Source organism: Methylobacterium sp. C33D (genome assembly GCF_053345825.1).
This window is the reverse complement of sequence record NZ_JBKFAV010000015.1, coordinates 79,101-100,583: the sequence shown is the minus strand read 5'-3', so window position 1 is coordinate 100,583 and position 21,483 is coordinate 79,101. Positions and strand designations below refer to the sequence as shown.

At 70.3% G+C, this 21,483-nt stretch carries 19 protein-coding genes and 1 riboswitch; of the genes, 10 read left to right on the top strand and 9 right to left on the bottom strand.

What is annotated here, in order from left to right:
- The first annotated feature begins 19 nt into the window (after positions 1 to 19).
- Positions 20 to 847: a transglutaminase family protein gene (locus tag ACLBXO_RS14110; protein WP_331315217.1), complete on the top strand. Its 828-nt coding sequence runs from the start codon at positions 20 to 22 to the stop codon at positions 845 to 847.
- Between the two features lie 44 nt (positions 848 to 891).
- Positions 892 to 1,644 (top strand): peptidase, encoded by a 753-nt coding sequence (locus ACLBXO_RS14105; protein WP_331315218.1) that lies wholly within the window; start codon positions 892 to 894, stop codon positions 1,642 to 1,644.
- On the opposite strand, the gene ACLBXO_RS14100 is transcribed toward ACLBXO_RS14105, so the two are convergent.
- Genes ACLBXO_RS14100 through thiO form a run of 4 tightly spaced genes read right to left on the bottom strand, consistent with a single transcriptional unit; the run spans position 1,641 to position 4,550 of the window.
- Positions 1,641 to 2,315 (bottom strand): thiamine phosphate synthase, encoded by a 675-nt coding sequence (locus ACLBXO_RS14100; protein ID WP_447685734.1) that lies wholly within the window; start codon positions 2,313 to 2,315, stop codon positions 1,641 to 1,643. The genes ACLBXO_RS14105 and ACLBXO_RS14100 overlap by 4 nt on opposite strands.
- Complete coding sequence (thiG, locus tag ACLBXO_RS14095; RefSeq protein WP_331315220.1) at positions 2,312 to 3,115, bottom strand: thiazole synthase; 804 nt, start codon at positions 3,113 to 3,115, stop codon at positions 2,312 to 2,314. Before thiG ends, ACLBXO_RS14100 begins: the two co-directional genes overlap by 4 nt.
- A 2-nt stretch (positions 3,116 to 3,117) precedes the next feature.
- Positions 3,118 to 3,330: a sulfur carrier protein ThiS gene (gene thiS, locus ACLBXO_RS14090; RefSeq protein WP_331315221.1), complete on the bottom strand. Its 213-nt coding sequence runs from the start codon at positions 3,328 to 3,330 to the stop codon at positions 3,118 to 3,120.
- Entirely contained in the window at positions 3,327 to 4,550 is a 1,224-nt protein-coding gene (thiO, locus tag ACLBXO_RS14085) for a glycine oxidase ThiO (RefSeq protein WP_447685733.1), read from the bottom strand. Before thiO ends, thiS begins: the two co-directional genes overlap by 4 nt.
- A 64-nt stretch (positions 4,551 to 4,614) precedes the next feature.
- A riboswitch (TPP riboswitch) is annotated at positions 4,615 to 4,743 on the bottom strand.
- Positions 4,744 to 4,976: 233 nt separating this feature from the next.
- On the opposite strand from thiO, the gene ACLBXO_RS14080 reads away from it, so the two are divergent.
- Entirely contained in the window at positions 4,977 to 5,483 is a 507-nt protein-coding gene (locus ACLBXO_RS14080; RefSeq protein WP_331315222.1) for a TIGR02281 family clan AA aspartic protease, read from the top strand.
- Positions 5,484 to 5,854: 371 nt separating this feature from the next.
- Positions 5,855 to 6,976: a glycosyltransferase gene (locus ACLBXO_RS14075; RefSeq protein ID WP_447685732.1), complete on the top strand. Its 1,122-nt coding sequence runs from the start codon at positions 5,855 to 5,857 to the stop codon at positions 6,974 to 6,976.
- Positions 6,977 to 7,079: 103 nt separating this feature from the next.
- Here ACLBXO_RS14075 and ACLBXO_RS14070 read toward each other — a convergent pair whose 3' ends face one another.
- The 4 genes from ACLBXO_RS14070 to ACLBXO_RS14055 form a co-directional block, all read right to left on the bottom strand.
- A complete protein-coding gene (locus ACLBXO_RS14070; protein ID WP_024831064.1) occupies positions 7,080 to 8,339 on the bottom strand; it encodes an adenylate/guanylate cyclase domain-containing protein in 1,260 nt (419 codons plus the stop codon).
- Between the two features lie 76 nt (positions 8,340 to 8,415).
- The gene (rpoD, locus tag ACLBXO_RS14065) at positions 8,416 to 10,401 is read right to left on the bottom strand and encodes an RNA polymerase sigma factor RpoD (protein ID WP_331315227.1); all 1,986 of its coding nucleotides are present in this window, start codon (positions 10,399 to 10,401) and stop codon (positions 8,416 to 8,418) included.
- A 198-nt stretch (positions 10,402 to 10,599) separates the two neighbouring features.
- Entirely contained in the window at positions 10,600 to 12,489 is a 1,890-nt protein-coding gene (gene dnaG / locus ACLBXO_RS14060) for a DNA primase (RefSeq protein WP_447685731.1), read from the bottom strand.
- Positions 12,490 to 12,588: 99 nt separating this feature from the next.
- Positions 12,589 to 13,050: a GatB/YqeY domain-containing protein gene (locus ACLBXO_RS14055; RefSeq protein ID WP_331315231.1), complete on the bottom strand. Its 462-nt coding sequence runs from the start codon at positions 13,048 to 13,050 to the stop codon at positions 12,589 to 12,591.
- Positions 13,051 to 13,241: 191 nt separating this feature from the next.
- On the opposite strand from ACLBXO_RS14055, the gene carA reads away from it, so the two are divergent.
- Both carA and ACLBXO_RS14045 read left to right on the top strand, forming a co-directional pair.
- Positions 13,242 to 14,474, top strand: a complete 1,233-nt coding sequence (gene carA, locus ACLBXO_RS14050) for a glutamine-hydrolyzing carbamoyl-phosphate synthase small subunit (RefSeq protein WP_447685730.1) — start codon at positions 13,242 to 13,244, stop codon at positions 14,472 to 14,474.
- Between the two features lie 200 nt (positions 14,475 to 14,674).
- Entirely contained in the window at positions 14,675 to 15,052 is a 378-nt protein-coding gene (locus ACLBXO_RS14045; protein WP_331315234.1) for a hypothetical protein, read from the top strand.
- Between the two features lie 33 nt (positions 15,053 to 15,085).
- Here ACLBXO_RS14045 and ACLBXO_RS14040 read toward each other — a convergent pair whose 3' ends face one another.
- Complete coding sequence (locus ACLBXO_RS14040) at positions 15,086 to 15,520, bottom strand: pseudoazurin (protein WP_447685729.1); 435 nt, start codon at positions 15,518 to 15,520, stop codon at positions 15,086 to 15,088.
- A 308-nt stretch (positions 15,521 to 15,828) separates the two neighbouring features.
- On the opposite strand from ACLBXO_RS14040, the gene carB reads away from it, so the two are divergent.
- The 4 genes from carB to ACLBXO_RS14020 all read left to right on the top strand — a co-directional run bounded on the left by carB (position 15,829) and on the right by ACLBXO_RS14020 (position 21,475).
- Complete coding sequence (gene carB, locus ACLBXO_RS14035) at positions 15,829 to 19,302, top strand: carbamoyl-phosphate synthase large subunit (RefSeq protein ID WP_447685728.1); 3,474 nt, start codon at positions 15,829 to 15,831, stop codon at positions 19,300 to 19,302.
- A 90-nt stretch (positions 19,303 to 19,392) separates the two neighbouring features.
- Positions 19,393 to 19,869, top strand: a complete 477-nt coding sequence (gene greA / locus ACLBXO_RS14030) for a transcription elongation factor GreA (RefSeq protein WP_170855149.1) — start codon at positions 19,393 to 19,395, stop codon at positions 19,867 to 19,869.
- Positions 19,870 to 19,873: 4 nt separating this feature from the next.
- Positions 19,874 to 20,374 carry a hypothetical protein gene (locus ACLBXO_RS14025; RefSeq protein ID WP_447685727.1) on the top strand — a complete coding sequence of 167 codons (501 nt, stop codon included), beginning with the start codon at positions 19,874 to 19,876 and terminating at the stop codon, positions 20,372 to 20,374.
- Between the two features lie 51 nt (positions 20,375 to 20,425).
- On the top strand, positions 20,426 to 21,475 hold the full coding sequence (locus tag ACLBXO_RS14020; RefSeq protein WP_447685726.1) for a mitochondrial fission ELM1 family protein: 1,050 nt from the start codon (positions 20,426 to 20,428) through the stop codon (positions 21,473 to 21,475).
- Positions 21,476 to 21,483 lie beyond the last annotated feature (8 nt).

Here is a 21,483-nt window from a genome sequence, read left to right as displayed (position 1 = left end):
GGGACGGACAGGACGGCGCATGCGCATCCGCGTGGTTCACGAGACCATCTACACGTACGAGCAGCCGGCCCGCGGGCTCGTGCAGGTCCTGCGGCTGACGCCGCGGGACCATGACGGGCAGTACGTTCGCGGGTGGCGGATCGACACCACCGTCGACGGGCGGCTGACCGCCCGCGAGGACGGGTTCGGCAACGTCGTCCACTGGTTCACCCCGGACGAGCCGGCCGACGCCCTGACCATCCGGGTCACCGGCGAGGTCGACACCGACGACACCCACGGCGTCGTCCGCGGCACGGTGGAGCGCCTGCCGGACGAATTCTACCTGCGCGACACGGACCTGTGCGTCGCGAGCCCTGAGCTGCACGCCTTCGCGGAGCGCGTCGCCGCGGAGGGCGACGGCGCCGTCCTGGCCCGGCTCCACCGGCTGATGGGCGCCGTCCACGGCGCCGTGGCCCACGAGCCCGGTCCCGCGAGCGGCGCGGTCCCGGCCGCCAAGGCGTTCGCGGCCGGCAGCGGCGTCTGTCAGGACCTCGCCCACGTCCTGATCGCCGCCGCCCGCCACATCGGCATCCCTTCCCGCTACGTCGCCGGCTATCGGGCCCGCGACGACGGCCAGGCGGATGTCGAGGCGCCCCACGGCTGGGTCGAGGCCCTGGTGCCGGATCTCGGCTGGGTGGCGTTCGACCCGTGCTACGATGTCAGCCCGGCGGACAATTACATCCGCGTCGCCACCGGCCTGGACTATCTCGGCGCGGCGCCGATCCGCGGCAGCCGGACCGGCGGTGGCACCGAGACACTGGACGTGAAGCTCCGGGTCGAGCAAGGCAGGGCCGCCGCTCAATCCTGATCGTACCGACCCCGGTCCGCCGACCGCACGAGAGCCCGAAGACGATGACCTACTGCGTCGGTGTCCTGGTGGAGGAAGGGCTGGTCATGGTCGCCGATACCCGCACCAATGCGGGGCTCGACGACATCTCGACCTACCGCAAGCTCCACCATTTCAACGTGCCGGGCGAGCGGGTGATGATGCTCGCCTCCGCGGGCAACCTCTCGATCACCCAGTCGGTGCTCAGCCTGCTCCAGGAGGGCGTGCCCGGCGAGGAGGAGGGCGAGCCGCCGCAGAAGCTCGTCGAGGCGCCGACCATGTTCCAGGCGGCGCAGCTGATCGGCCGGGCCATCCGGCGGGTCCGCGCGATCGAGAAGGACGGGTTCGAGGCGGCCAACATCCGGTTCTCGATCTCGCTTCTGTTCGGCGGCCAGATCGGCACCGGCGAGATGCGGCTGTACCTGATCTACTCCGCCGGCAACTTCATCGAGTGCAGCACCGACGCGCCGTTCCTCCAGATCGGCGAGCACAAGTACGGCAAGCCGATCCTCGACCGGGCGGTGAAGTACACGACCGACCTCTACGACGCCCTCAAGGTGAGCTTGGTCTCGATGGATTCGACCATGCGGTCGAATCTGGGCGTCGGCCTGCCGATCGACATCGCGGTCGCCCGCCGGAACGCGCTGACGCTCGAGGTGAACCACCGGATCGAGGCCGGCGAGGGCTACTTCCACGACCTGCGCGAGCGCTGGTCGGCGGCGCTCCGGGCCGCGCACCGGGCGATTCCGCGCCCGCCCTACGGGCCTTCCAGCACCTAGGACGGGGCTGCATTCCACGTGGCTGTCCGAGCCGCTGTGGACTCCGCTACACCCCAGGCCTCCAGGAGCGCCCGCGTCGCGTCGGCCGGATCCATGGCCCGCATCGGGCCACCCATGACGGCGAAGCCCGCCGCCCCCGCCGCGCGACAGGCCCCGATCACTGCCGGACCGACACCGCCCAGGGCCACGATCGGCAGGCCCGCCGCACGCGCGGCGGCGAGGCCCTCCGGTCCGAGAGCCGGTCCGTAGCCCGGCTTGCTCGCCGTCGCGTAGATCGGGCTGAGGGTCACGTAGTCGGCGCCGGCCGTCGCGGCGGCCGCGGCCTCACGCGGCGCGTGCGCGGAAACGCCGATCAGCGCGGCCTCGCCCAGGGTGGCCCGCGCCGCCGCGATCGCCTCCGGTCCCGAGCCGCCGCCGAGATGCACGCCGTCGGCTTCGAGGGCGCGCGCCAGCGCGACGTCGCCGCCGACCGTCAGGACACCGTTCGCGGCGCGCACGCGCGCGGCGACGCCCGCGCCGAGATGCAGGCGGGCATCCGCATCCAGGTCCCTGTCGCGGAACCAGATCCAGCGCCCGCCGCCGTCGAGGATCGCCTGGACGGTCTCGGCGAGGGGCCGCGGGTGCCCGTGCCGGTCCGTCACCGCCAGCAGCGGCGACGGCAGCACCCTCACGAGCCGACGAGGCCGAGCTGCGGGCTCGACGGCTCGGCCCGGCCGCGGCGAGGGATCCGCCCGGCGAGATGCGCGTCGCGCCCGGCCTCCACGGCCCGGCCCATGGCGCGGGCCATCCGCACCGGATCGTCGGCCTTGGCGATCGCGGTGTTGATCAGGCAGGCGGAAGCGCCGAGTTCCATGGCGATCACCGCGTCCGAGGCGGTGCCGATCCCGGCATCGACCACCACCGGCACCCTCGCCCGGCGGCAGATCAGCTCCAGGTTGGCCGGGTTGGCGACGCCCATCCCGGAGCCGATCAGCGAGCCCATGGGCATGACGGCGGCGCAGCCGAGATCCTCCAGGCGCTGGCACACGATCGGGTCGTCGTTGCAGTAGGGCAGCACCACGAAGCCGTCGTCCACGAGATGGCGACAGGCCTCGATCAGCTCGGTCACGTCCGGGTACAGCGTCTCCCGGTCGCCGATCACCTCGACCTTGATCCAGTTGGTGTCGAGCGCCTCCCGGGCGAGCTCGGCGGTCATGATCGCGTCCCGGGCCGTCTCGCAGCCGGCGGTGTTCGGCAGGAAGCGCTTGCCCTTCAGGATCTTGACCGTGTCCGAGCCGTGGCCCTGGAGCGAGACCCGGCGGATCGAGGCGGTGACCACGTCGGCGCCGCTCGCCGCGACGGCGTCGCGCATGATCGCCTGTGTCGGGTAGCCGGCGGTGCCGATGAACAGCCGGGACGACAGCGTCACCCCGGCAATGGTCAGGCTGTCGTCCCCGCCCTCGGGGCGGGACGGCGTGTGACTCGGGTCCATGCTCAACCTCCCTGCATGGCGCGGACGATCTCGACGCGGTCGCCCTCCGCGACCGGGGTCTCGCCCCAGTCCCGGCGGCGCAGAACCCGGCCGTTCAGCGCGATGGCGACGCCCTGCGGACTCTCGATGCCGCCCTCCTCCGCTTCCAGGCGGAACAGGGCGTCCACCGTCTCGACCGCGCAGTCGCGCGGCTCACCGTTGACGAGAAGTTTCATGCCGATTCCCTCAGCGCTTCCGGCTGCCCGAAGCGCGCGCGGGTGAAGGGACGGGCGACATCCGGCAGCGCGCCGTGCAGCACCAGCGCGGCGACCGCGTCGGCGGTCACCGGGGCGAGCAGGTAGCCGTTGCGGTGATGCCCGGTGGCGGCGACGAGGCCCGGGGCGATCGCGTCGAGGATCGGCGCGTCGTCGTCCGAGGTCGGACGGTAGCCGCTCCACACCGCCTCCACCTCCATCTCCTCGATGCCGGGCAGCACCCGGCGGGCGCCTTCCAGCAGGGCGTAGAGCCCGCCGGCGGTGACGCCGGGCCGGAAGCCGCAATCCTCGACGGTCGCGCCGACGATGAGCTGGCCGTCGCTCTTCGGCGCCATGTGGACCTGCTCGGTCCAGACCATCCGCGCCAGGGTACCGGTGCGGGGGGTGGTGCGCAGGGCCAGGGACTGGCCCTTGAGCGGGCGGACCGGCAGGGCGAGCGCGTCGGGCAGCAGGCCGCCCTCCCCGCTCCAGGCACCGGAGGCGAGGATGACGGTCTCCGCCGCCACGACGCGGTCGCCGGCACGGATCCCGGTGACGCGGCCGCCCGACCAGTCCAGGGCGGTGACGGGCGTCCGCTCCACCAGGACGACGCCGGCCCGGCGGCAGGCCTCGGTGAGGGCGTCCATGACCAGACGGGGATCGACCTGATGGTCGAGCGGGCAGTGGATCCCGGCGGTGACGGAGGGGCGCAGGCCCGGCTCCAGGCGCCGCACCTCGCTGCCCGGCAGCCAGGTGGCCGCGAGGCCGGAGCGGCGCTGCAGGTCGTAGCGGAAGCGCAGGCGCTCGACCTCGTCGCGGCCGACCGCCAGCACCAGGGTGCCGTCGGCCCGGTAGTCGATCGCGCGGCCGGATTCGGCCTCCAGCGCGTCGCGGAACCCGGGCCAGAGCCGCAGCGAATCCAGTGCGAGGGGCAGCAGCGGGTCGGACCCGGGCTCGTGCTCGGCGGCCGGGGCCAGCATGCCGGTGGCCGCGAGGCTCGCGCCCGCGCCGATCGTGTCCCGCTCCAGCACCGTCACGGCGCGGCCGGCCCGGGCGAGGCGCCACGCGATCGACAGCCCGATCAGCCCGCCGCCGACGACGGCCACGTCGGTCCGCGCCGGAAGGGACGCCGGCGCGGCGCTGCCGTCCGGTTTGCGGCGGCGTCCGATCGGTGAGGCGGGGCGGTCGAGGGGCACAATCATCTCCGCGGAATGCCGTCGCGGTGACCGGGCCGTGCGCTTCGGTGAGAAGCTGTGGCCTGCCTGTCGGGCGGCCGCGGTCCAATCCCTACGCCGGTATGAGCCGGATCAGGTTCGAAGGATTTCCGCGCCGCAGGTCCTGACGGACGTGCCAGCGGTTTCTCAGCCCCTTGCCGGGGATCTCCCTGGAACAGAGGCAGATGTGGCTTCCCGGCTGCGGCCGGTCAACCCCGCGCCGCAGCCATCCGGTCGTTCCAGCGACAATCCGCGGATCCCGGTGATGATCTGGATACCAATCGCAGCGGAATCGGCACGCGTGCGCCGGCGGCGATCGCGATCGCGCACCATCCCTTCACCGGTCTGGCATCTCATCGCCGGGATTCCGGAACGTCTCCGGTCGCCGGCACTCCACGTCACGGGCGAATTCGCGTGCGCGCAATCCTATTGATCTGCCTGCTCGGCTTCCTCGGCGTCACGGCCGTCCTGAAGCTGCGCGACGGCATGCGGCCGGCGCCGGTGGCCCTCGCCGTCACTCCGCCGCCGGAGCCGGCTCTCGCGGTCGATGCCGCCGGTGTGGCTCTCCAGGCCGGGCGCAACGGCCACTTCTTCGTCAACGCGCTGCTGGACGGCCGCTCGTTGCCGATGATGGTGGATACCGGGGCGAGTGCCTGCGCGTTCTCCGAGGAGGACGCCGCGCGGATCGGGATCCGGGTCGGTCCGTCCGATTTCACGCGCGTCTGGAACACCGCGAACGGCACGGTCCGCGTGGCGCCGATCCGGATCGCCATCGTGCAGATCGGATCGATCACGGTGCGGGACGTCGATGCGGTGGTGATCCCGCGCGGGCTCCTGTCCACCAGCCTTCTCGGCATGTCGTTCCTCAGGCGTCTGCGCGATTTCGGCGTCTCCGGCAGCACGATGACGCTCAGGGGCTGAAGCGCCGAGATCCTCCGCCCTGACCTTCGTGATCGTGGCGTTCTCGCGGGGCGCACGCGGGACCGGCTGCGCCGCTGCCACCGGTGTACAGACACCGGGCCGGCGTGCCCGACATGGTCTCGCGGCCGCTCGATCAATCTCCGCGGATCAACGTGCCTGTTGAGGCTCCCTTGTTGTGCTCAAGTATTGATGTACGTTGGAGCGATCGTGCTGTAGATACGCGCTTTAACGTAAGCTTTGCCGGTCAGGACGATTGTTTTGTCAATGCATGATGGCGGTGCTAGGAGTGTCTACGACTGCGTGTTCTGAATAAGGGCGCGGCGTGGAGCGGCTTCAGAATGACGAATCGCGGGTCGACCATCTGTTTGTCCATGATCGTGAAGGACGAGGCCCCCGTTATCCGGCGTTGCCTCGACTCTGTGCGTCCGATGATCCATCATTGGATCATCGTTGATACCGGCTCGACGGACGGAACCCAGGATATCGTCCGCGCCGCGCTGGCGGACATACCGGGAGCCCTGGTCGAGCGCCCGTGGGTCGATTTCGCTTTCAATCGGAACGAGGCTCTGAAACTCGCGCGGCGGCACGCGCAGTACGTGCTGATCATCGACGCCGACGATGAGCTGATCATCCCGGCGGACTTCACGATGCCGAAGCTGCGCGCGCCCGGCTACCGCTTCGAGATCATCGACGAACACACGCGCTACTGGCGCAACCAGCTGGTCAACAGCCGGGAGAACTGGCGCTACCGGGGCGTCCTGCACGAATTTCTCAGCTGCCCCGGCGTGACCGAGACGCCGATCCTGCCCCTCGCGATGCGCCGCGGCGGCGACGGCGCCCGCCACCGCGACGCGACTGCGGATGCGCGGGATATCGCCGTCCTCGAGAAGGCGCTGGCGGTCGAGACGGACCCTTTCATGATCGCGCGGTACACGATGTACCTCGGGACCACGTACGACGCCGCCGGGGAACACCGGAAGGCCCTCGCGTGCTTTCTGAAGCGGGCCGATCTCGGCGGATGGGACGAGGAAGTCTATTTCAACCTGCTGATGGCTGCGGTGAACGCGGAGCGCCTCCACGAGCCGGAGGACCGGGTGCTGGATCTCTACGAGCGCGCGACCGCGGTCCGTCCCGCGCGGGCGGAGGCGCGCCACGGGGCCAGTCGGTTCTGCAGGCTGAGAAAGCGGTTCGCGGAGGGCTATCGGTATGCCGAGGCTGGCCTCGCGCTCGAGCTTCCGAGCGAGGGGATCTCTCTGAACCCGTGGGTCTACGAGTACGGCTTGCTCGACGAGTTCGCCCTCAACGCGTACCACAGCGGCCAATACAGCGCCTGCGGTCACGCCTGCCTGAAGATCCTCGAACGGACGCAGGTCCCGCGGGACGTCGCCCTACGCGCCGGCGCCCTGGCCCGGGACGTGTTGGCGAAGATGATCGACCCGGTCTGGGGCTGCCGTCATACTCCCTACGCTCTGCCGTTCGTGCCGACGTGGTGAGATCGACCGCGCACGCCCGGGCGGCGAACGGCGGATGACGGCGGACGGGCAGGACGGCCCGGTGTCGTTCAGGGATCGATCGGTCACGCGCTCGGGAGGCGGCTCAGCTCGACCTGCGCGGGCGCAGGAATTTCGGCCGGAACACCGCCATCGGCTCGTCGAACCCGTTGAGACGGTGCTCGCCGAGCGGGATCGGGTCGCCCCAGAGGAAGTCCACGAAGGGCTTCGACATCAGCAGCGGCTCGCCGAGGGCGCGGTTCAGCTGCGCGATGCGGCTCGCGAGGTTCACGTCGCGGCCGATCACCGTGAAGTCGAGGCGGGAGCCGGACCCGACATTGCCGTAGGCGGCTTCGCCGTGGTGGAGCGCGATGCCCGCGGCGACCGGCACCGGGAACTGGTGCAGGGCGTTCGCCTCGTCGAGGGCCGCCAGGGCGTGCTGGGCCGCCGTGAGCGCGCCTTTGGCCGCGCCGCCCAGGTCGTCGCCGGACTCCCGGAAGATCGCCAGCAGGCCGTCGCCGAGATACTTCAGGACCTCGCCGCCCTCCCGCTCGATCGGCGGCACGAGGCAGTCGAAGAACACGTTGAGCAGGCCGACCGCCTCCTCGGGCGTCATGTCGGCGGTTGTGCGGGTGTAGTCGCGCATGTCGGCGAACAGGATCGCCGAGCGGATCCGCGTCACCTGCCCCCGGCGGATGTCCCCGGCCAGGATCGCCCGGTGCGGCTCGTCGCCGACGTAGAGCCGGAGCACGTGATCGAGCTGCTTGTTGAGGACGCGCATCTCCATCACCGCCGCCAGCGCCGGCATGACGAAGCGGAGGATCGCGATGTCGTCGTCCCGGAACCCCTCGGGGGCCCGCGTGGCGAAGGTGATGCCGTTCTGCGTGCCGTTCGTGAAGAACAGGGGCGCCACCACGTAGTGGGTGTAACCGCCGGCCTTCAGGTCCGGGACGATCGCGTAGGCGTCGTCCGGGGTCTTCGACAGGTCGAGGATCAGCCACTCGCCGGTCTCGTGGACCGTGTGGAACGGGCTGTTGAGGTAGGCGTCCGTCGAGCGGGCCCCGTGGGGGAACAGCCGCACGGTGGTGCCGCCGTCCCGGGTCCAGATGCGGCCGACCCCGGCATATTCCGAGTGCAGGGTGTCGATGGCCGTCGAGGCCCGGTCCACCGGCACGCCGATCGCGATCAGGCGCTCGGCGAGCCCGGCCAGCATCTCCTCGGCGTTGGGCATCCGCGCGCCCTCGCCGAGCAGCCAGTCGCGGATGCCCACGGAGGGCTGGAGCGCGCCGAAGGGCACGTCGTCGGCCTCCGAGCCGTCCGCGAAGGCCGTCGGGGATCCGGGCGTTGGCGGGCGGCGTTCGAGCATGGCGCCAGACTGGATGCCGCGCGGCACCGAGGCAACGCGGGCGACGGGGAAGCGCCGCGCGATCCGCGGCGCAGGCTCAGTTGTCCAGGAAGCTCCTGAGCTTCCGGCTGCGCGAGGGATGCTTCAGCTTCCGCAGCGCCTTCGCCTCGATCTGGCGGATGCGCTCGCGGGTCACCGAGAACTGCTGGCCGACCTCCTCGAGGGTGTGGTCGGTGTTCATGCCGATGCCGAAGCGCATGCGCAGCACGCGCTCCTCGCGGGGCGTGAGCGAGGCGAGCACGCGCGTCGTGGTCTCGCGCAGGTTCGACTGGATCGCCGCGTCGATCGGCAGGACGACGTTCTTGTCCTCGATGAAGTCGCCGAGGTGGCTGTCCTCCTCGTCGCCGATGGGCGTCTCGAGGGAGATCGGCTCCTTGGCGATCTTCAGGACCTTGCGGACCTTCTCCAGCGGCATGGCCAGCTTCTCGGCCAGCTCCTCCGGTGTCGGCTCGCGGCCGATCTCGTGCAGCATCTGGCGCGACGTGCGGACGATCTTGTTGATCGTCTCGATCATGTGCACCGGGATGCGGATCGTGCGCGCCTGGTCGGCGATCGAGCGGGTGATCGCCTGCCGGATCCACCACGTGGCGTAGGTCGAGAACTTGTAGCCTCGGCGGTACTCGAACTTGTCGACCGCCTTCATCAGACCGATGTTGCCCTCCTGGATCAGGTCCAGGAACTGCAGGCCGCGGTTCGTGTACTTCTTGGCGATCGAGATCACGAGGCGCAGGTTCGCCTCGATCATCTCCTTCTTGGCCTGACGGGCCTCGCGCTCGCCCTTCTGGACCATGTTGACGATGCGGCGGTACTCGCCGATCTCCAGGCCCGTCTCCGAGGCGAGGTCGAGGATCTGCGCGCGCAGCTCCGCGACCTGCCGCGAGCCGCGCTCGACCAGGTTCTTCCAGCCCTTGCCGCCGAGGGTCCCGACGCGCTCCATCCAGTTGGGATCGAGCTCGTAGCCCTGGTAGTGGCGCAGGAACTCGTCGCGCGCCACGCCGTGGCTCTCGGCGAAGCGCATCAGCCGGCCCTCGTGGCCTATCAGCTGCTTGTTGATCGAGTAGAGCTGGCCGACCAGCGCCTCGATGCGGTTGTTGTTGAGCGAGAGGGACTTCACGTCGGCGACGACGATGTCCTTCAGCTCGATCTGCTTCTGGTTCTGGGCCGGGGTGTTCTGCTCGCCCGCAGCCTTGCGCTCGGTGCCCTCAATCTGGAACTTGCGCAGCTTGCGGTAGTTCGCGGCGATCGCGTCGAAGGTCTCGAGGACCCGCGGCTTGATCTCCGCCTCCATGGCGGCGAGCGAGACGTTGTTCTCGAGATCGTCCTCGTCGTCGCCGCCCTCCGGGGTCGCCGGCTCGCCGTCCTCCGACCCCTCCTCGCCCTCGGCCTCGCCGATCTGCGGGCCGTTCTTGCCGTCCGGGCCCGCGTAGGTCGCCTCGAGGTCGATGATGTCGCGCAGGAGGACCTTGCCCTCCACGAGTTCGTCCCGCCAGATGATGATCGCCTGGAAGGTCAGCGGGCTCTCGCAGAGGCCCGCGATCATCGCCTCGCGGCCGGCCTCGATGCGCTTGGCGATGGCGATCTCGCCCTCGCGGGACAGGAGCTCCACCGAGCCCATCTCGCGCAGGTACATGCGCACCGGATCGTCGGTGCGGTCGGTCGGCTCCTTGGTCGTGGTGGCGACCGCGACGGCGCGCGCCGGCGCGACCTCGGCGACCTCGCCGCCTTCGGCCTCCTCCTCCTCGCCGTCCGCGGCCTTCTCGCCGGCGGCCTCGTCGGTCTCCTCGGCCTCGACGACGTTGATGCCCATCTCGGAGAGCTGCGAGAGCACGTCCTCGAGCTGGTCCGGATCGGACTGGCCCTCGGGCAGCACCTCGTTGACCTCCTCGTAGGTCACGTAGCCGCGCTTCTTGGCGAGCTTGACCATCCGCTTGACCGAAGCATCCGTCAGGTCGAGGAGCGGCCCGTCGGTCTGCTGCTCGGGGGCAGCGTCCGTCTCGTCCCGTTCCGTTGCCTTCGTCGCCATGATCAGCCTATTGTTTCGCACGCGGCGCGTAGCGGAGGCCCCGATGAGGCCGGTCCACGCCGTCGGCGCCGCTCCGTGAGATCGGCGCCGGATCGCTCCAATCGCCGTGAGTCGTCGGTATCCGTATGCAAGCCCGAGGCTTGACCGATTGTTAACTATGGCGGGACACTGCCCCCCGCCACCGCCATGACACAGGCATTACGCGGCCGTCGAGTCGCTCGACACCGGTGCATCGGCCTCCGCCTCGGCGGCGATGACGGTTTCCAGCCTCGCCTTCACTTCGCAGAGCCATGCCCATCCGGCATCGGTCGGATCGTCCTCAAACGCCTGCCGTGCTTCGCGAAGTTCGCTATGTAGCGCTCCTGCCTGCCGGTGCAAGATCATCGCCTGTCGGAGCGCGTCTGCGCGGTGGCCAGGATCGGCGTGCGGGGCGAGGGTCGTGCGGTCCCGCGAGCGAGCCAGAGCGAGGATTCGGTCGGCCGCCCCAGTGAGTCCGGCGCGGTTGATGCGGTTCTGCAACACCTCGGGCGCCGCGTGCTCGTCCTCGGCCGCGCAGGCCAGCAGGACCGACAGCAGCGTACGGGCGTCGGGATCCTCGAAGTCGAGCTCGGCCGCCTCCTCGCCGAACTCCGCCATCATCTCGGGGTGGGCCAGCAGGGTGCCGACGATCACCGCCTCGCGCACCGGGGCGGCGCCCGTGAAGCCCGCCGAGGCCGTCACCGAAGGGCTGGGGCTGCCGGTGATGCGCGGCGAGACGGGCTCGCCGGGGCGGGCGAAGCGCTGGCGACCGCGCGGGGTCCCGCCGGCGGCGCGGCCGCCGCGGGGCGACAGGCCGCGCAGGCGCTCCTCGATATCGTCGCGGTAGTAGCGCCGCACGGTCTCGTCGCGGATCGTCGCGACGGTTGTACGCAGAGTCTGCGTCAGGCCGGCGCGGCGCTCCGGCGTGTCGACCGGTCCCGCCTCGAGAGCGCGCCGCCACAGCAGCTCCGACAGGGGAAGCGCCGCCGTCAGGACTTGGTCGATCGCCGTCGGGCCGCCCGACCGCAGCAGGTCGTCCGGGTCCTGGCCGCCCGGAAGCAGCGCGATCCGGAGCGAGCGGCCGGGTTCGAGGAGCGGCAGCGCGATGTCGAGGGCCCGGAACGCGGCCCGCTGGCCGGCCTTGTCGCCGTCGAAGCAGAGGATCGGCTCGTCGGCGTGGCGCCAGAGCAGGCCGAGCTGGTCCTCCGTGAGGGCTGTGCCCAGGGGGGCCACGGTCTCGGGATGGCCGGCGAGCGTCATGGCGATGACGTCGACGTAGCCCTCGACCGCGATGATCGATCCGCGGTCGTGGGCGGCCTTGCGGGCACCGTGCAGGTTGTAGAGCGTCCGGCCTTTGTGGAAGAGCGGCGTCTCCGGCGAGTTGAGGTACTTGGCGCGCACCTCCTTGGCGAGCGCCCGGCCGCCGAAGGCCACGACCCGGCCGCGGGCGTCGGTGATCGGGAACATGACCCGGTCGCGGAAATAGTCGTAGGGGACGGAGACCCCCTCCCCCGCCGCGAGCAGGCCGAGCTCGACCATCAGCGCCTTCTCGACGCCCTGCCCGGCGAGGTGGTCGCGCAGCGCGTAGCGCTCGCCCGGCGCGTAGCCGAGGCGGAAGGCGCGCTGCGTCTCGTCCCGCAATCCGCGCCGCTCGAGATAGGCGCGGGCCTCGCTGCCCTGGCCCGACCGCAGGCGCTCCTCGAACCAGCGCGCGGCCATCTCCATGACCTCGATCGCGCCGGCCCGCTTCTGCTCGCTGGCGCGGTTGTCCTCGGTGGGCGCCGGCAGGCTGACGCCGGCCTCGCCCGCGAGCCGCTCGACCGCCTCGGGGAAGCTGAGGCCTTCCGTCTCCATGAGGAAGGTGAAGATGTCGCCGTGCTTGGAGGACGAGAAGCAGTGGTAGAACTGCTTCTGGTCGTTCACGTAGAAGGACGGCGTCTTCTCGGCGTTGAACGGCGACAGGCCGCGCCATTCGCGGCCGGCCTTCTTCAGCTGCACGCGGCGGCCGACCACCGACGAGGCCGGCAGCCGTGAGCGGATCTCTTCCAGGATGTGGGGCGGATAGCGCACGGGGCCTGGGACGGTTGCGTGGACCTGCTCCTATAGCGCGAGACGCCTGACCGAGTCCCTCACGCCCCCGGAATCCGGTGGAGGATTGCGGGGAGAGGTTCAGCCCTTCGCCGCCAGCGCCGCCTTCACCAGCCCGCTGGCCTTGCCGAAATCCATCCGGCCCACGAAAGTCCCCTTCAGGGCGCCGATCACCTTGCCCATGTCCTTCGGCCCGGCGGCGCCGGTCTCGAGGATCGCTGCCTCGACCGCGGCCTTCATCTCGGTCTCGTCCATCTGCTTCGGCAGGAAGCTCTCGACGATCGCGATCTCGGCGCGCTCGTTGGCGGCGAGTTCCGGGCGGCCGCCCTGCTCGTAGACGGCGGCCGATTCGGTGCGCTGCTTGATCATCTTCTGCAGCAGCGACAGGATCTCCTCGTCGGAGATCGGCTCCTTGCCGTTGCCGCGCGCCTCGATGTCCCGGTCCTTCAGGGCAGCCTGAATCATCCGGACGGTGGCGAGCCTGTCCTTGTCGCCGGCCTTCATGGCTTCCTTCATCTCGGTGGTGAAGCGCGCGCGCAGCATCTCGGTGACCTTCCAACGATCGAAGCGGGGGGCTGGCCTGCGGTTTGCGGGTGTTGAGCCCTGCGGGAGGCGGAGCCACATTGACCCCATCGCGGGCCGCTGGCTAAGAGCGCCGCACACGATCATGCCGCAAGCCGAGAGCGCCGAGAGCCGGCGCCCGCCTTCGGCCGGACATAAGCGAGACTCAGCCCATGCTGCAAGACGCCGCCGCGCATGCCCCCGAGCCTCAGGCTCCCGAGCCCTGGGCCGAGCCCGTCGCGACGGCGCTGCTCGTTCTGGCCGACGGCACCGTCCTGGAGGGATTCGGCATCGGCCAGGCCGGCGTGGCCGACGGTGAGGTCTGTTTCAACACGGCGATGACCGGCTACCAGGAGATCCTGACGGACCCGTCCTATGCCGGCCAGATCGTCACCTTCACCTTCCCGCATATCGGCAACGTCGGCACCAACGACGAGGATCTGGAGAGCCTGGAGGCGGCGCCGGCCTCGGGCGTCCGCGGCACCGTCATCGCCTCGGCGGTGACGAACCCGTCGAACTGGCGGTCCTCGTCGCATCTCGACGGGTGGCTCAGGGCGCGCGGCATCGTCGGCATCACCGGCGTCGACACCCGGGCGCTCACGGCCCGCATCCGCGACCAGGGCATGCCCAACGCCGTGATCGCCAACGATCCCCAGGGGAATTTCGACCGCGAGGCCCTCAAGGCCCGCGCGGCGGCCCTCGCGCCCATGGAGGGGCTGGACCTCGTTCCGCCGGTGACGAGCCGCGCGAAGTCGGAATGGTCCGAGACCGTATGGGCGCTCGGCAACGGCTACGGCACGCGCGCACCCGGCGAGGGCCTCAAGGTCGTGGCCATCGATTACGGCGTGAAGCGCAACATCCTGCGCCTCCTCGCCCAGGCCGGCTGCGACGTCACCGTGGTGCCGGCCACCACGACGGCCGAGGAGATCCTGGCGCTGAAGCCGGACGGCGTGTTCCTGTCGAACGGCCCCGGCGATCCGGCCGCCACCGGCGCCTACGCGGTCCCGGTGATTCGCAGGCTCCTGGACGAGAAGGTGCCGACCTTCGGCATCTGCCTCGGCCACCAGCTGATGGGTCTCGCCCTCGGCGGCCGGACCGTGAAGATGGGCCAGGGCCACCACGGCGCGAACCACCCGGTGAAGGACAAGACCACCGGCAAGGTCGAGATCGTGTCGATGAACCACGGCTTCGCGGTGGACCCGGACAGCCTGCCGGAGACGGCCGTGGAGACCCACGTGTCGCTGTTCGACGGCTCGAATTGCGGCCTGACCCTCACCGACCGCCCGGCCTTCTCGGTGCAGCACCACCCGGAGGCCTCCCCCGGCCCGCGCGACAGCCACTACCTCTTCGAGCGCTTCGTGACGCTGATGCGCTCCGGCACTGCTGAGACCGCGAAGAGCGCCTGAGGACCCGGTACGGCCCCCGTCCCGCCGGCATCGCCGCGCGGCGACGGCGGGACACGGCCGGGCCGCCGCCCCGACCCCAATCGGGCCGCGGCGGGGCCATAAAATCCGCCAGATCGGACGGCTTAAGGGGGCTCATGACGGCCCGCGACCGGCGGCGCATCCGCGCCCTGCGACGGCGGCCCGTCTCAGGGGATTGCCGGATGACCATCGACGAGGCGCGCGACGATTTCTCCCGCCTGCATCGCAGCTTCACCTTCCACCTGGGCGTCGCCGTGGGCCTGTCCTGGCTGACCGCCCTCTACGCCGCCTTCTACGCTCCCTGGGTGCGCAACATCCGGGCGCTGATCGACCCGACCGGCGGCTTCGACCGCGTCGAGAGCACGGTGTCCTACCTGTTCGCCATGCCGGCGGTCCTCGCCCTCGCCTGGGTCTCGGTCTATTTCGGCCGCGAGGCCCTGCGCCGCGCGCAGACGCTCTCGAACGTCGCCGTCGAGTTCGCGGCCGCCGCCGTCGTGGCCTTCGGGATGTTCTACCTGTCGATCGACCGCGCGGTCGCGGCGCTCCACGCCGGTTTCTGAGGCGGCACGGGGCGGCGCGCGCCGCCCCGACGCCTACCGGACCTTCTCGAACAGCGGCTCGAACCGCTTGGCGGCCAGCTTGTTCTGCGGCACCGCCCTCGCCGCCTCCAGATTGTCGGGCTTGTCGCCGACCTGGACGAGGCCGACCATCCCCATGATGTAGTGCGGCGCGCACTTGATTCCGTAGAGACCGGGCTTGTCGAAGGTCACGGTCTCCTCCTTGCCGACCACCGTCTTGAACGGTACCGCGCCCTCGGGCGCCATGCCCTTGATCAGCTCGGCAGTGTGACCCTTGTCGGCCGGAACGAACCGCACCGTGTCGCCGGGCTGAATTTTCACGAAGGCCGGATCGAAGACCATCATCCCGCCCGGGCCGCTGTTCAACGTCTTGATGGAGACTTCCGAGGCGTTCGCGCCCGCGATCGAGGCGATCAGAAGTGCGGCGACGGGCAGGGTTGGCCTGAGCATTTTCAGTCTCGAACAAGTACGATGTCGATCGACGGGTCGCGCGATCGACCGAGCCTTACGGTCAGGCGCCGATCGCCCGCAAGAATTCAATGAATGCTTGCGAGAATTTTTAAATACTCCAGATCGACGGAGCCCGGCGGCCCGCGCGCGCCGGCCCCTCGGCCAGATTGCGCGGTTGTCCCGGCCTTCCAAAGCGCCCGTGGCCCGTGTAAACGCGGGGCTCAACGACATTCCCGCCACGCGCGTCCGGGAGCAGGGCTCAGTCGAGCCGTGCCCGATCGGGCGCGCTTGGCCTGAGAAGGCCCACGATGCCCAAACGCACCGACATCTCCTCGATCCTGATCATCGGTGCGGGTCCGATCATCATCGGACAGGCCTGCGAGTTCGATTATTCCGGCACCCAGGCCTGCAAGGCCCTCCGCGAGGAGGGCTACCGCATCGTGCTGGTGAACTCGAACCCCGCGACCATCATGACCGACCCGGACATGGCGGACGCGACCTACGTCGAGCCGATCACGCCGGAGATCGTCGCCAAGATCATCGAGAAGGAGCGCCCCGACGCGATCCTGCCGACCATGGGCGGCCAGACGGCGCTGAACTGCGCCCTGTCGCTGCAGAAGATGGGCGTGCTCGCCAAGTACGGCGTGCAGATGATCGGCGCCACCGCCGAGGCCATCGACAAGGCCGAGGACCGGAGCCTGTTCCGCGACGCCATGACCAAGATCGGGCTCGACACCCCGAAATCGGCGCTCGCCAACGCCTCGGCGGCCAAGAAGGCCGACCGTCAAACCTACCTGGCCGAGATCGCCAGGATCGAGGCGGCCAACACCGATCCGGCGGCGCGCCAGACGGCCCTGGCGGCCTACGAGAAGAGCTGGGCCGCGGGCGAGACCGAGCGGCGCAAGCGCTACGGCGAGCACGCCATCGGGCAGGCCCTGATCGCGCTGGCCGAGGTCGGCCTGCCGGCGATCATCCGGCCGTCCTTCACCATGGGCGGCACCGGCGGCGGCATCGCCTACAACCGCGAGGAGTTCCTCGACATCGTCGAGCGCGGCATCGACGCGTCGCCGACCAACGAGGTGCTGATCGAGGAGAGCGTGCTCGGCTGGAAGGAGTACGAGATGGAGGTCGTCCGGGACCGGAACGACAACTGCATCATCGTCTGCTCCATCGAGAACATCGACCCGATGGGCGTGCACACGGGCGATTCGATCACCGTCGCCCCGGCGCTGACGCTCACCGACAAGGAATACCAAGTGATGCGCGACGCATCGCTGGCGGTGCTCCGCGAGATCGGCGTCGAGACCGGCGGCTCCAACGTGCAGTTCGCGATCAACCCCGAGAACGGGCGCATGATCGTGATCGAGATGAACCCGCGCGTCTCGCGCTCCTCGGCGCTCGCCTCGAAGGCCACCGGCTTCCCGATCGCCAAGGTCGCGGCCAAGCTCGCGGTCGGCTACACGCTGGACGAGATCGCCAACGACATCACCGGCGGCGCGACCCCGGCCTCGTTCGAGCCGACGATCGACTACGTCGTCACCAAAATTCCGAGGTTCGCGTTCGAGAAATTCCCGGGCGCCGAGCCGACGCTCACGACCGCGATGAAGTCGGTGGGCGAGGCCATGGCGATCGGCCGCTGCTTCGCCGAATCGCTGCAGAAGGCGCTCCGCTCGCTGGAGACCGGCCTGACCGGCCTCGACGACATCGAGATCGAGGGGCTGGGCAAGGGCGACGACCACAACGCCATCAAGGCGGCGATCGGCACCCCGACCCCGGACCGGCTCCTGAAGGTCGCGCAGGCGCTGCGCCTCGGCGTCAGCCACGAGCAGGTCTACGCCTCCTGCAAGATCGACCCGTGGTTCCTGGAGCAACTCCAGGCGATCATCGATCTGGAGAACCGCGTGAAGGCCCACGGCCTGCCGAAGACGGCCGGCGCCTTCCGCCAGCTCAAGGCCGCCGGCTTCTCGGATGCCCGCCTCGCGGTTCTGGCCAAGATCGACGAGGCCGCCGTCGGCGCGGCCCGTCGCGCCCTGGCGGTGCGCCCGGTCTACAAGCGCATCGACACCTGCGCGGCGGAGTTCAAGTCGCCCACCGCCTACATGTACTCGACCTACGTGGCGCCCTTCGCGGGCGCGGTGGTCGACGAGGCGCAGCCCTCGGACCGCAAGAAGGTCGTGATCCTCGGCGGCGGCCCGAACCGGATCGGCCAGGGCATCGAGTTCGACTATTGCTGCTGCCACGCCTGCTTCGCGCTGTCGGACGCGGGCTACGAGACCATCATGGTCAACTGCAACCCGGAGACGGTCTCGACCGACTACGACACCTCCGACCGGCTCTACTTCGAGCCGCTGACCGCCGAGGACGTGCTGGAGATCATCGAGACCGAGCGGCAGGCCGGCACCCTGCACGGCGTGATCGTGCAGTTCGGCGGCCAGACCCCGCTGAAGCTCGCCCGCGCCCTCGAGGCCGCCGGCGTGCCGATCCTCGGCACCTCGCCCGACGCCATCGACCTCGCCGAGGACCGCGACCAGTTCAAGCGGCTCCTCGACAAGCTCGCGATGAAGCAGCCGAAGAACGGCATCGCCTACTCGGTGGAGCAGAGCCGGCTGGTGGCCGAGACGCTCGGCCTGCCCTTCGTGGTGCGCCCGAGCTACGTGCTCGGCGGCCGCGCCATGGCGATCATCCGCGACGAGACCCAGTTCGCCGACTACCTGCTCGACACGCTGCCGAGCCTGATCCCCTCCGAGGTGAAGGCCCGTTACCCGAACGACAAGACCGGCCAGATCAACACGGTGCTGGGCAAGAACCCCCTCCTGTTCGACCGCTACCTCTCGGACGCGGTCGAGGTCGACGTCGACGCGGTCTGCGACGGCAAGGACGTGTTCATCGCCGGCATCATGGAGCACATCGAGGAGGCCGGCATCCATTCCGGCGATTCGGCCTGCTCGCTGCCGCCGCGCTCGCTCTCGCCCGAGATCATGGACGAGCTGGAGCGCCAGACGAAAGCGATGGCGCTGGCGCTCAACGTCGTCGGCCTGATGAACGTGCAGTACGCCATCAAGGACGGCACGATCTACGTGCTGGAGGTGAACCCCCGCGCCTCGCGCACGGTGCCGTTCGTCGCCAAGGTCATCGGCGAGCCGATCGCCAAGATCGCGGCCCGGATCATGGCGGGCGAGCCGCTCGCGACCTTCGGCCTGAAACCGAAGACCCTGCCCCATATCGCCGTCAAGGAGGCGGTCTTCCCCTTCGCCCGCTTCCCCGGCGTCGACGTGCTGCTCGGCCCGGAGATGCGCTCGACCGGCGAGGTGATCGGGCTCGACGCGAGCTTCGGCGTGGCCTTCGCCAAGAGCCAGCTCGGCTCGGGCACGCAGGTGCCGAAGGCGGGCGCCGTGTTCGTCTCGGTGCGGGATGCCGACAAGGCCCGCATCCTGCCGACCATGAAGCTCCTGTCCGATCTCGGCTTCACCGTCCTGGCGACCGGCGGCACGCAGCGCTATCTGGTGGAGAACGGCGTCCCGGCCGAGCGGATCAACAAGGTTCTCGAGGGGCGGCCGCACGTGGTCGACGCCATCAAGAACGGCGGGATCCACCTCGTCCTGAACACCACCGAGGGGGCCGGCGCCCTGTCGGACTCGCGCTCGCTCCGGCGCGCGGCCCTCTTGCATAAGGTGCCGTATTACACCACTCTAGCCGGCGCGATGGCCGCGGCCGAGGGGATCAAGGCCTATCTAGAGGGCGATCTCAAGGTCCGCGCGTTGCAGGAATACTTCGCGGCCTGAACCTCAGGGTTCCGCTGACTTCATTTCATGGCCCGGGGAGAGTGCTTCACTCTCGGCCGGGCCTCTTCATTGTGGCGCGAGACGATGGCGATAGACAAGGTTCCGATCACCGTGCGCGGGCTGGCAGCCCTCGAAGAGGAGCTGAAGCACCGCCAGCAGGTGGAGCGCCAGCGCATCATCCAGGCGATCGCCGAGGCCCGCGCGCTCGGCGACCTGTCGGAGAACGCCGAGTACCACGCGGCCAAGGAGGCGCAGTCCCACAACGAGGGTCGCGTCCTCGAGCTCGAGAGCATGATCGCGCGGGCCGAAGTGATCGACGTCACGAAACTCTCGGGCGACAGGATCAAGTTCGGCGCCACCGTGAAGCTCGTCGACGAGGACACGGAGGAGGAGAAGACCTACCAGATCGTGGGCGAGCCGGAGGCCGACGTGCGTTCGGGCCGCGTCTCGATCACCTCGCCGATCGCCCGCGCGCTCATCGGCAAGGGCGTCGGCGACACGGTCGAGGTCACCACGCCGGGCGGCGGCAAGTCCTACGAGGTCGTCGCCGTCCAGTACGGCGGCTGACCCGATGCGCCCGCGTTCCTGGAGCCGGCTCGCCGGCCTGCTTCTGAGTGCCGTCGCGGGGTCCGCGGCGGCGAGCGATTTCCCGCCGACCCCGGTCTTCTCCGACGTCCGGGTCGACGTGCGGCCGCTCCTCGACAAGGGCGGCGGGCTGCAGGCCGAGGCGCTGGCCGGTGACCTGACCGACGCCCTGCGGAAGAACTTCGCCGGCCGGATCGGCGGCCGCGGGCCGCGCCTCGTCGTCGTGGTGACGAGCCTGTCGCTGCGGCCCTATGCCGGCAGCGGTGCCCTGCGCGGCTACGGCGGCAATTTCCAGACCGACTACATGGAGGGCGAGGCTCTGCTCGTCGGCCCCAAGGGTCAGGTGCTCGGGCGCTACCCGCAGATGACCGCGACGCCGTCGAGCTACGGCGGGGCGTGGTACGATCCGCGATTCGAGCAGCGCCGGCTCGCCGCCATCGCTGACATCTACGCCCAGTGGCTCGCCCGCGACCTGCCGCGGGACTAGAAGACGGCCGCCGGCCCGGGCCGGCGGTGTGGGGCGTACCGGGTGAGGAGCATGGCAAGCATCGACCTGTCGGAGGCGCAGTCCGCGCCGGTCAGCATTCCGGACCTCCGGCGTGAGCCCCTGCCCGAACTCGCCCGCGCTCGCGCCTGGGTCGTCACGGACGGCAAGGCCGGAGACGAGAATCAGTGCGTCGGCATCGCCGAGACCCTCGGCCTCGGCTTCGAGATCCGGCAGGTTCCGGCCTCCGGCCCGTTCGGCTGGATGGCGCCCTGGGGACCGATCGACCCGCGCGAGGGTCCGCGCCGCCGCGCCGGCGCCCTGTCGGGCCCTTACCCCGACATCCTGATCGCCTCCGGGCGCCGGTCGGTCCCGTACCTGCGGACGGTGCGGCGCGCGACCGGCGGCCGGACGTTCACGGCGTTCCTGAAGGATCCGCGGACCGGCGCGGACAGTGCCGACTTCATCTGGGTGCCGGATTACGACGATCTGCGCGGACCCAACGTCTTCACGACGCTGACGGCGCCGCACCTCGTCACCGCGGCGCGCCTGGCCGCGGCCCGTGCCCGGCCTGACCCCCGCCTCGCGCGCCTCGACGGCCCGCGCGTGGCGGTGCTGGTCGGCGGCGACAGCCGGCACCTGAGCTATCGCAAGACCGACATGATCCGCCTCGTGGAGGATCTGCGCGGCCTGGCCGAGCAGGGCTGCCGGCTGATGGTGACGATCTCCCGCCGGACGCCGAACCCGCTGCGCGAGGCCGTGAAGGCGCTCGCCGCCGAGACCGGCGGGTTCCTCTGGGACGGGAGCGGCGACAACCCCTACGTGGCCATGCTGGCGCTCGCCGAGGCGATCGTCGTGACTTCCGACTCGGCCAACATGGTCAGCGAGGCGGTGTCGACCGGCGCACCGGTCCTGCTGTTCGATCTGCCGCGTACCTATATCCGGCATCGGCGCATGTTCGCCGGGCTGGCGATCGCCGGAGCGCTGCGGCCGTTCACCGGTCAGTTGGCAGATCTGACGTACAAGCCGATCGACGCGACGCCGGTCATCGCCCAGGCGCTCGCCGACGCCTATGCCGCGCGCCGCGCGGCCGGACCGGCCTGAGGAGACCG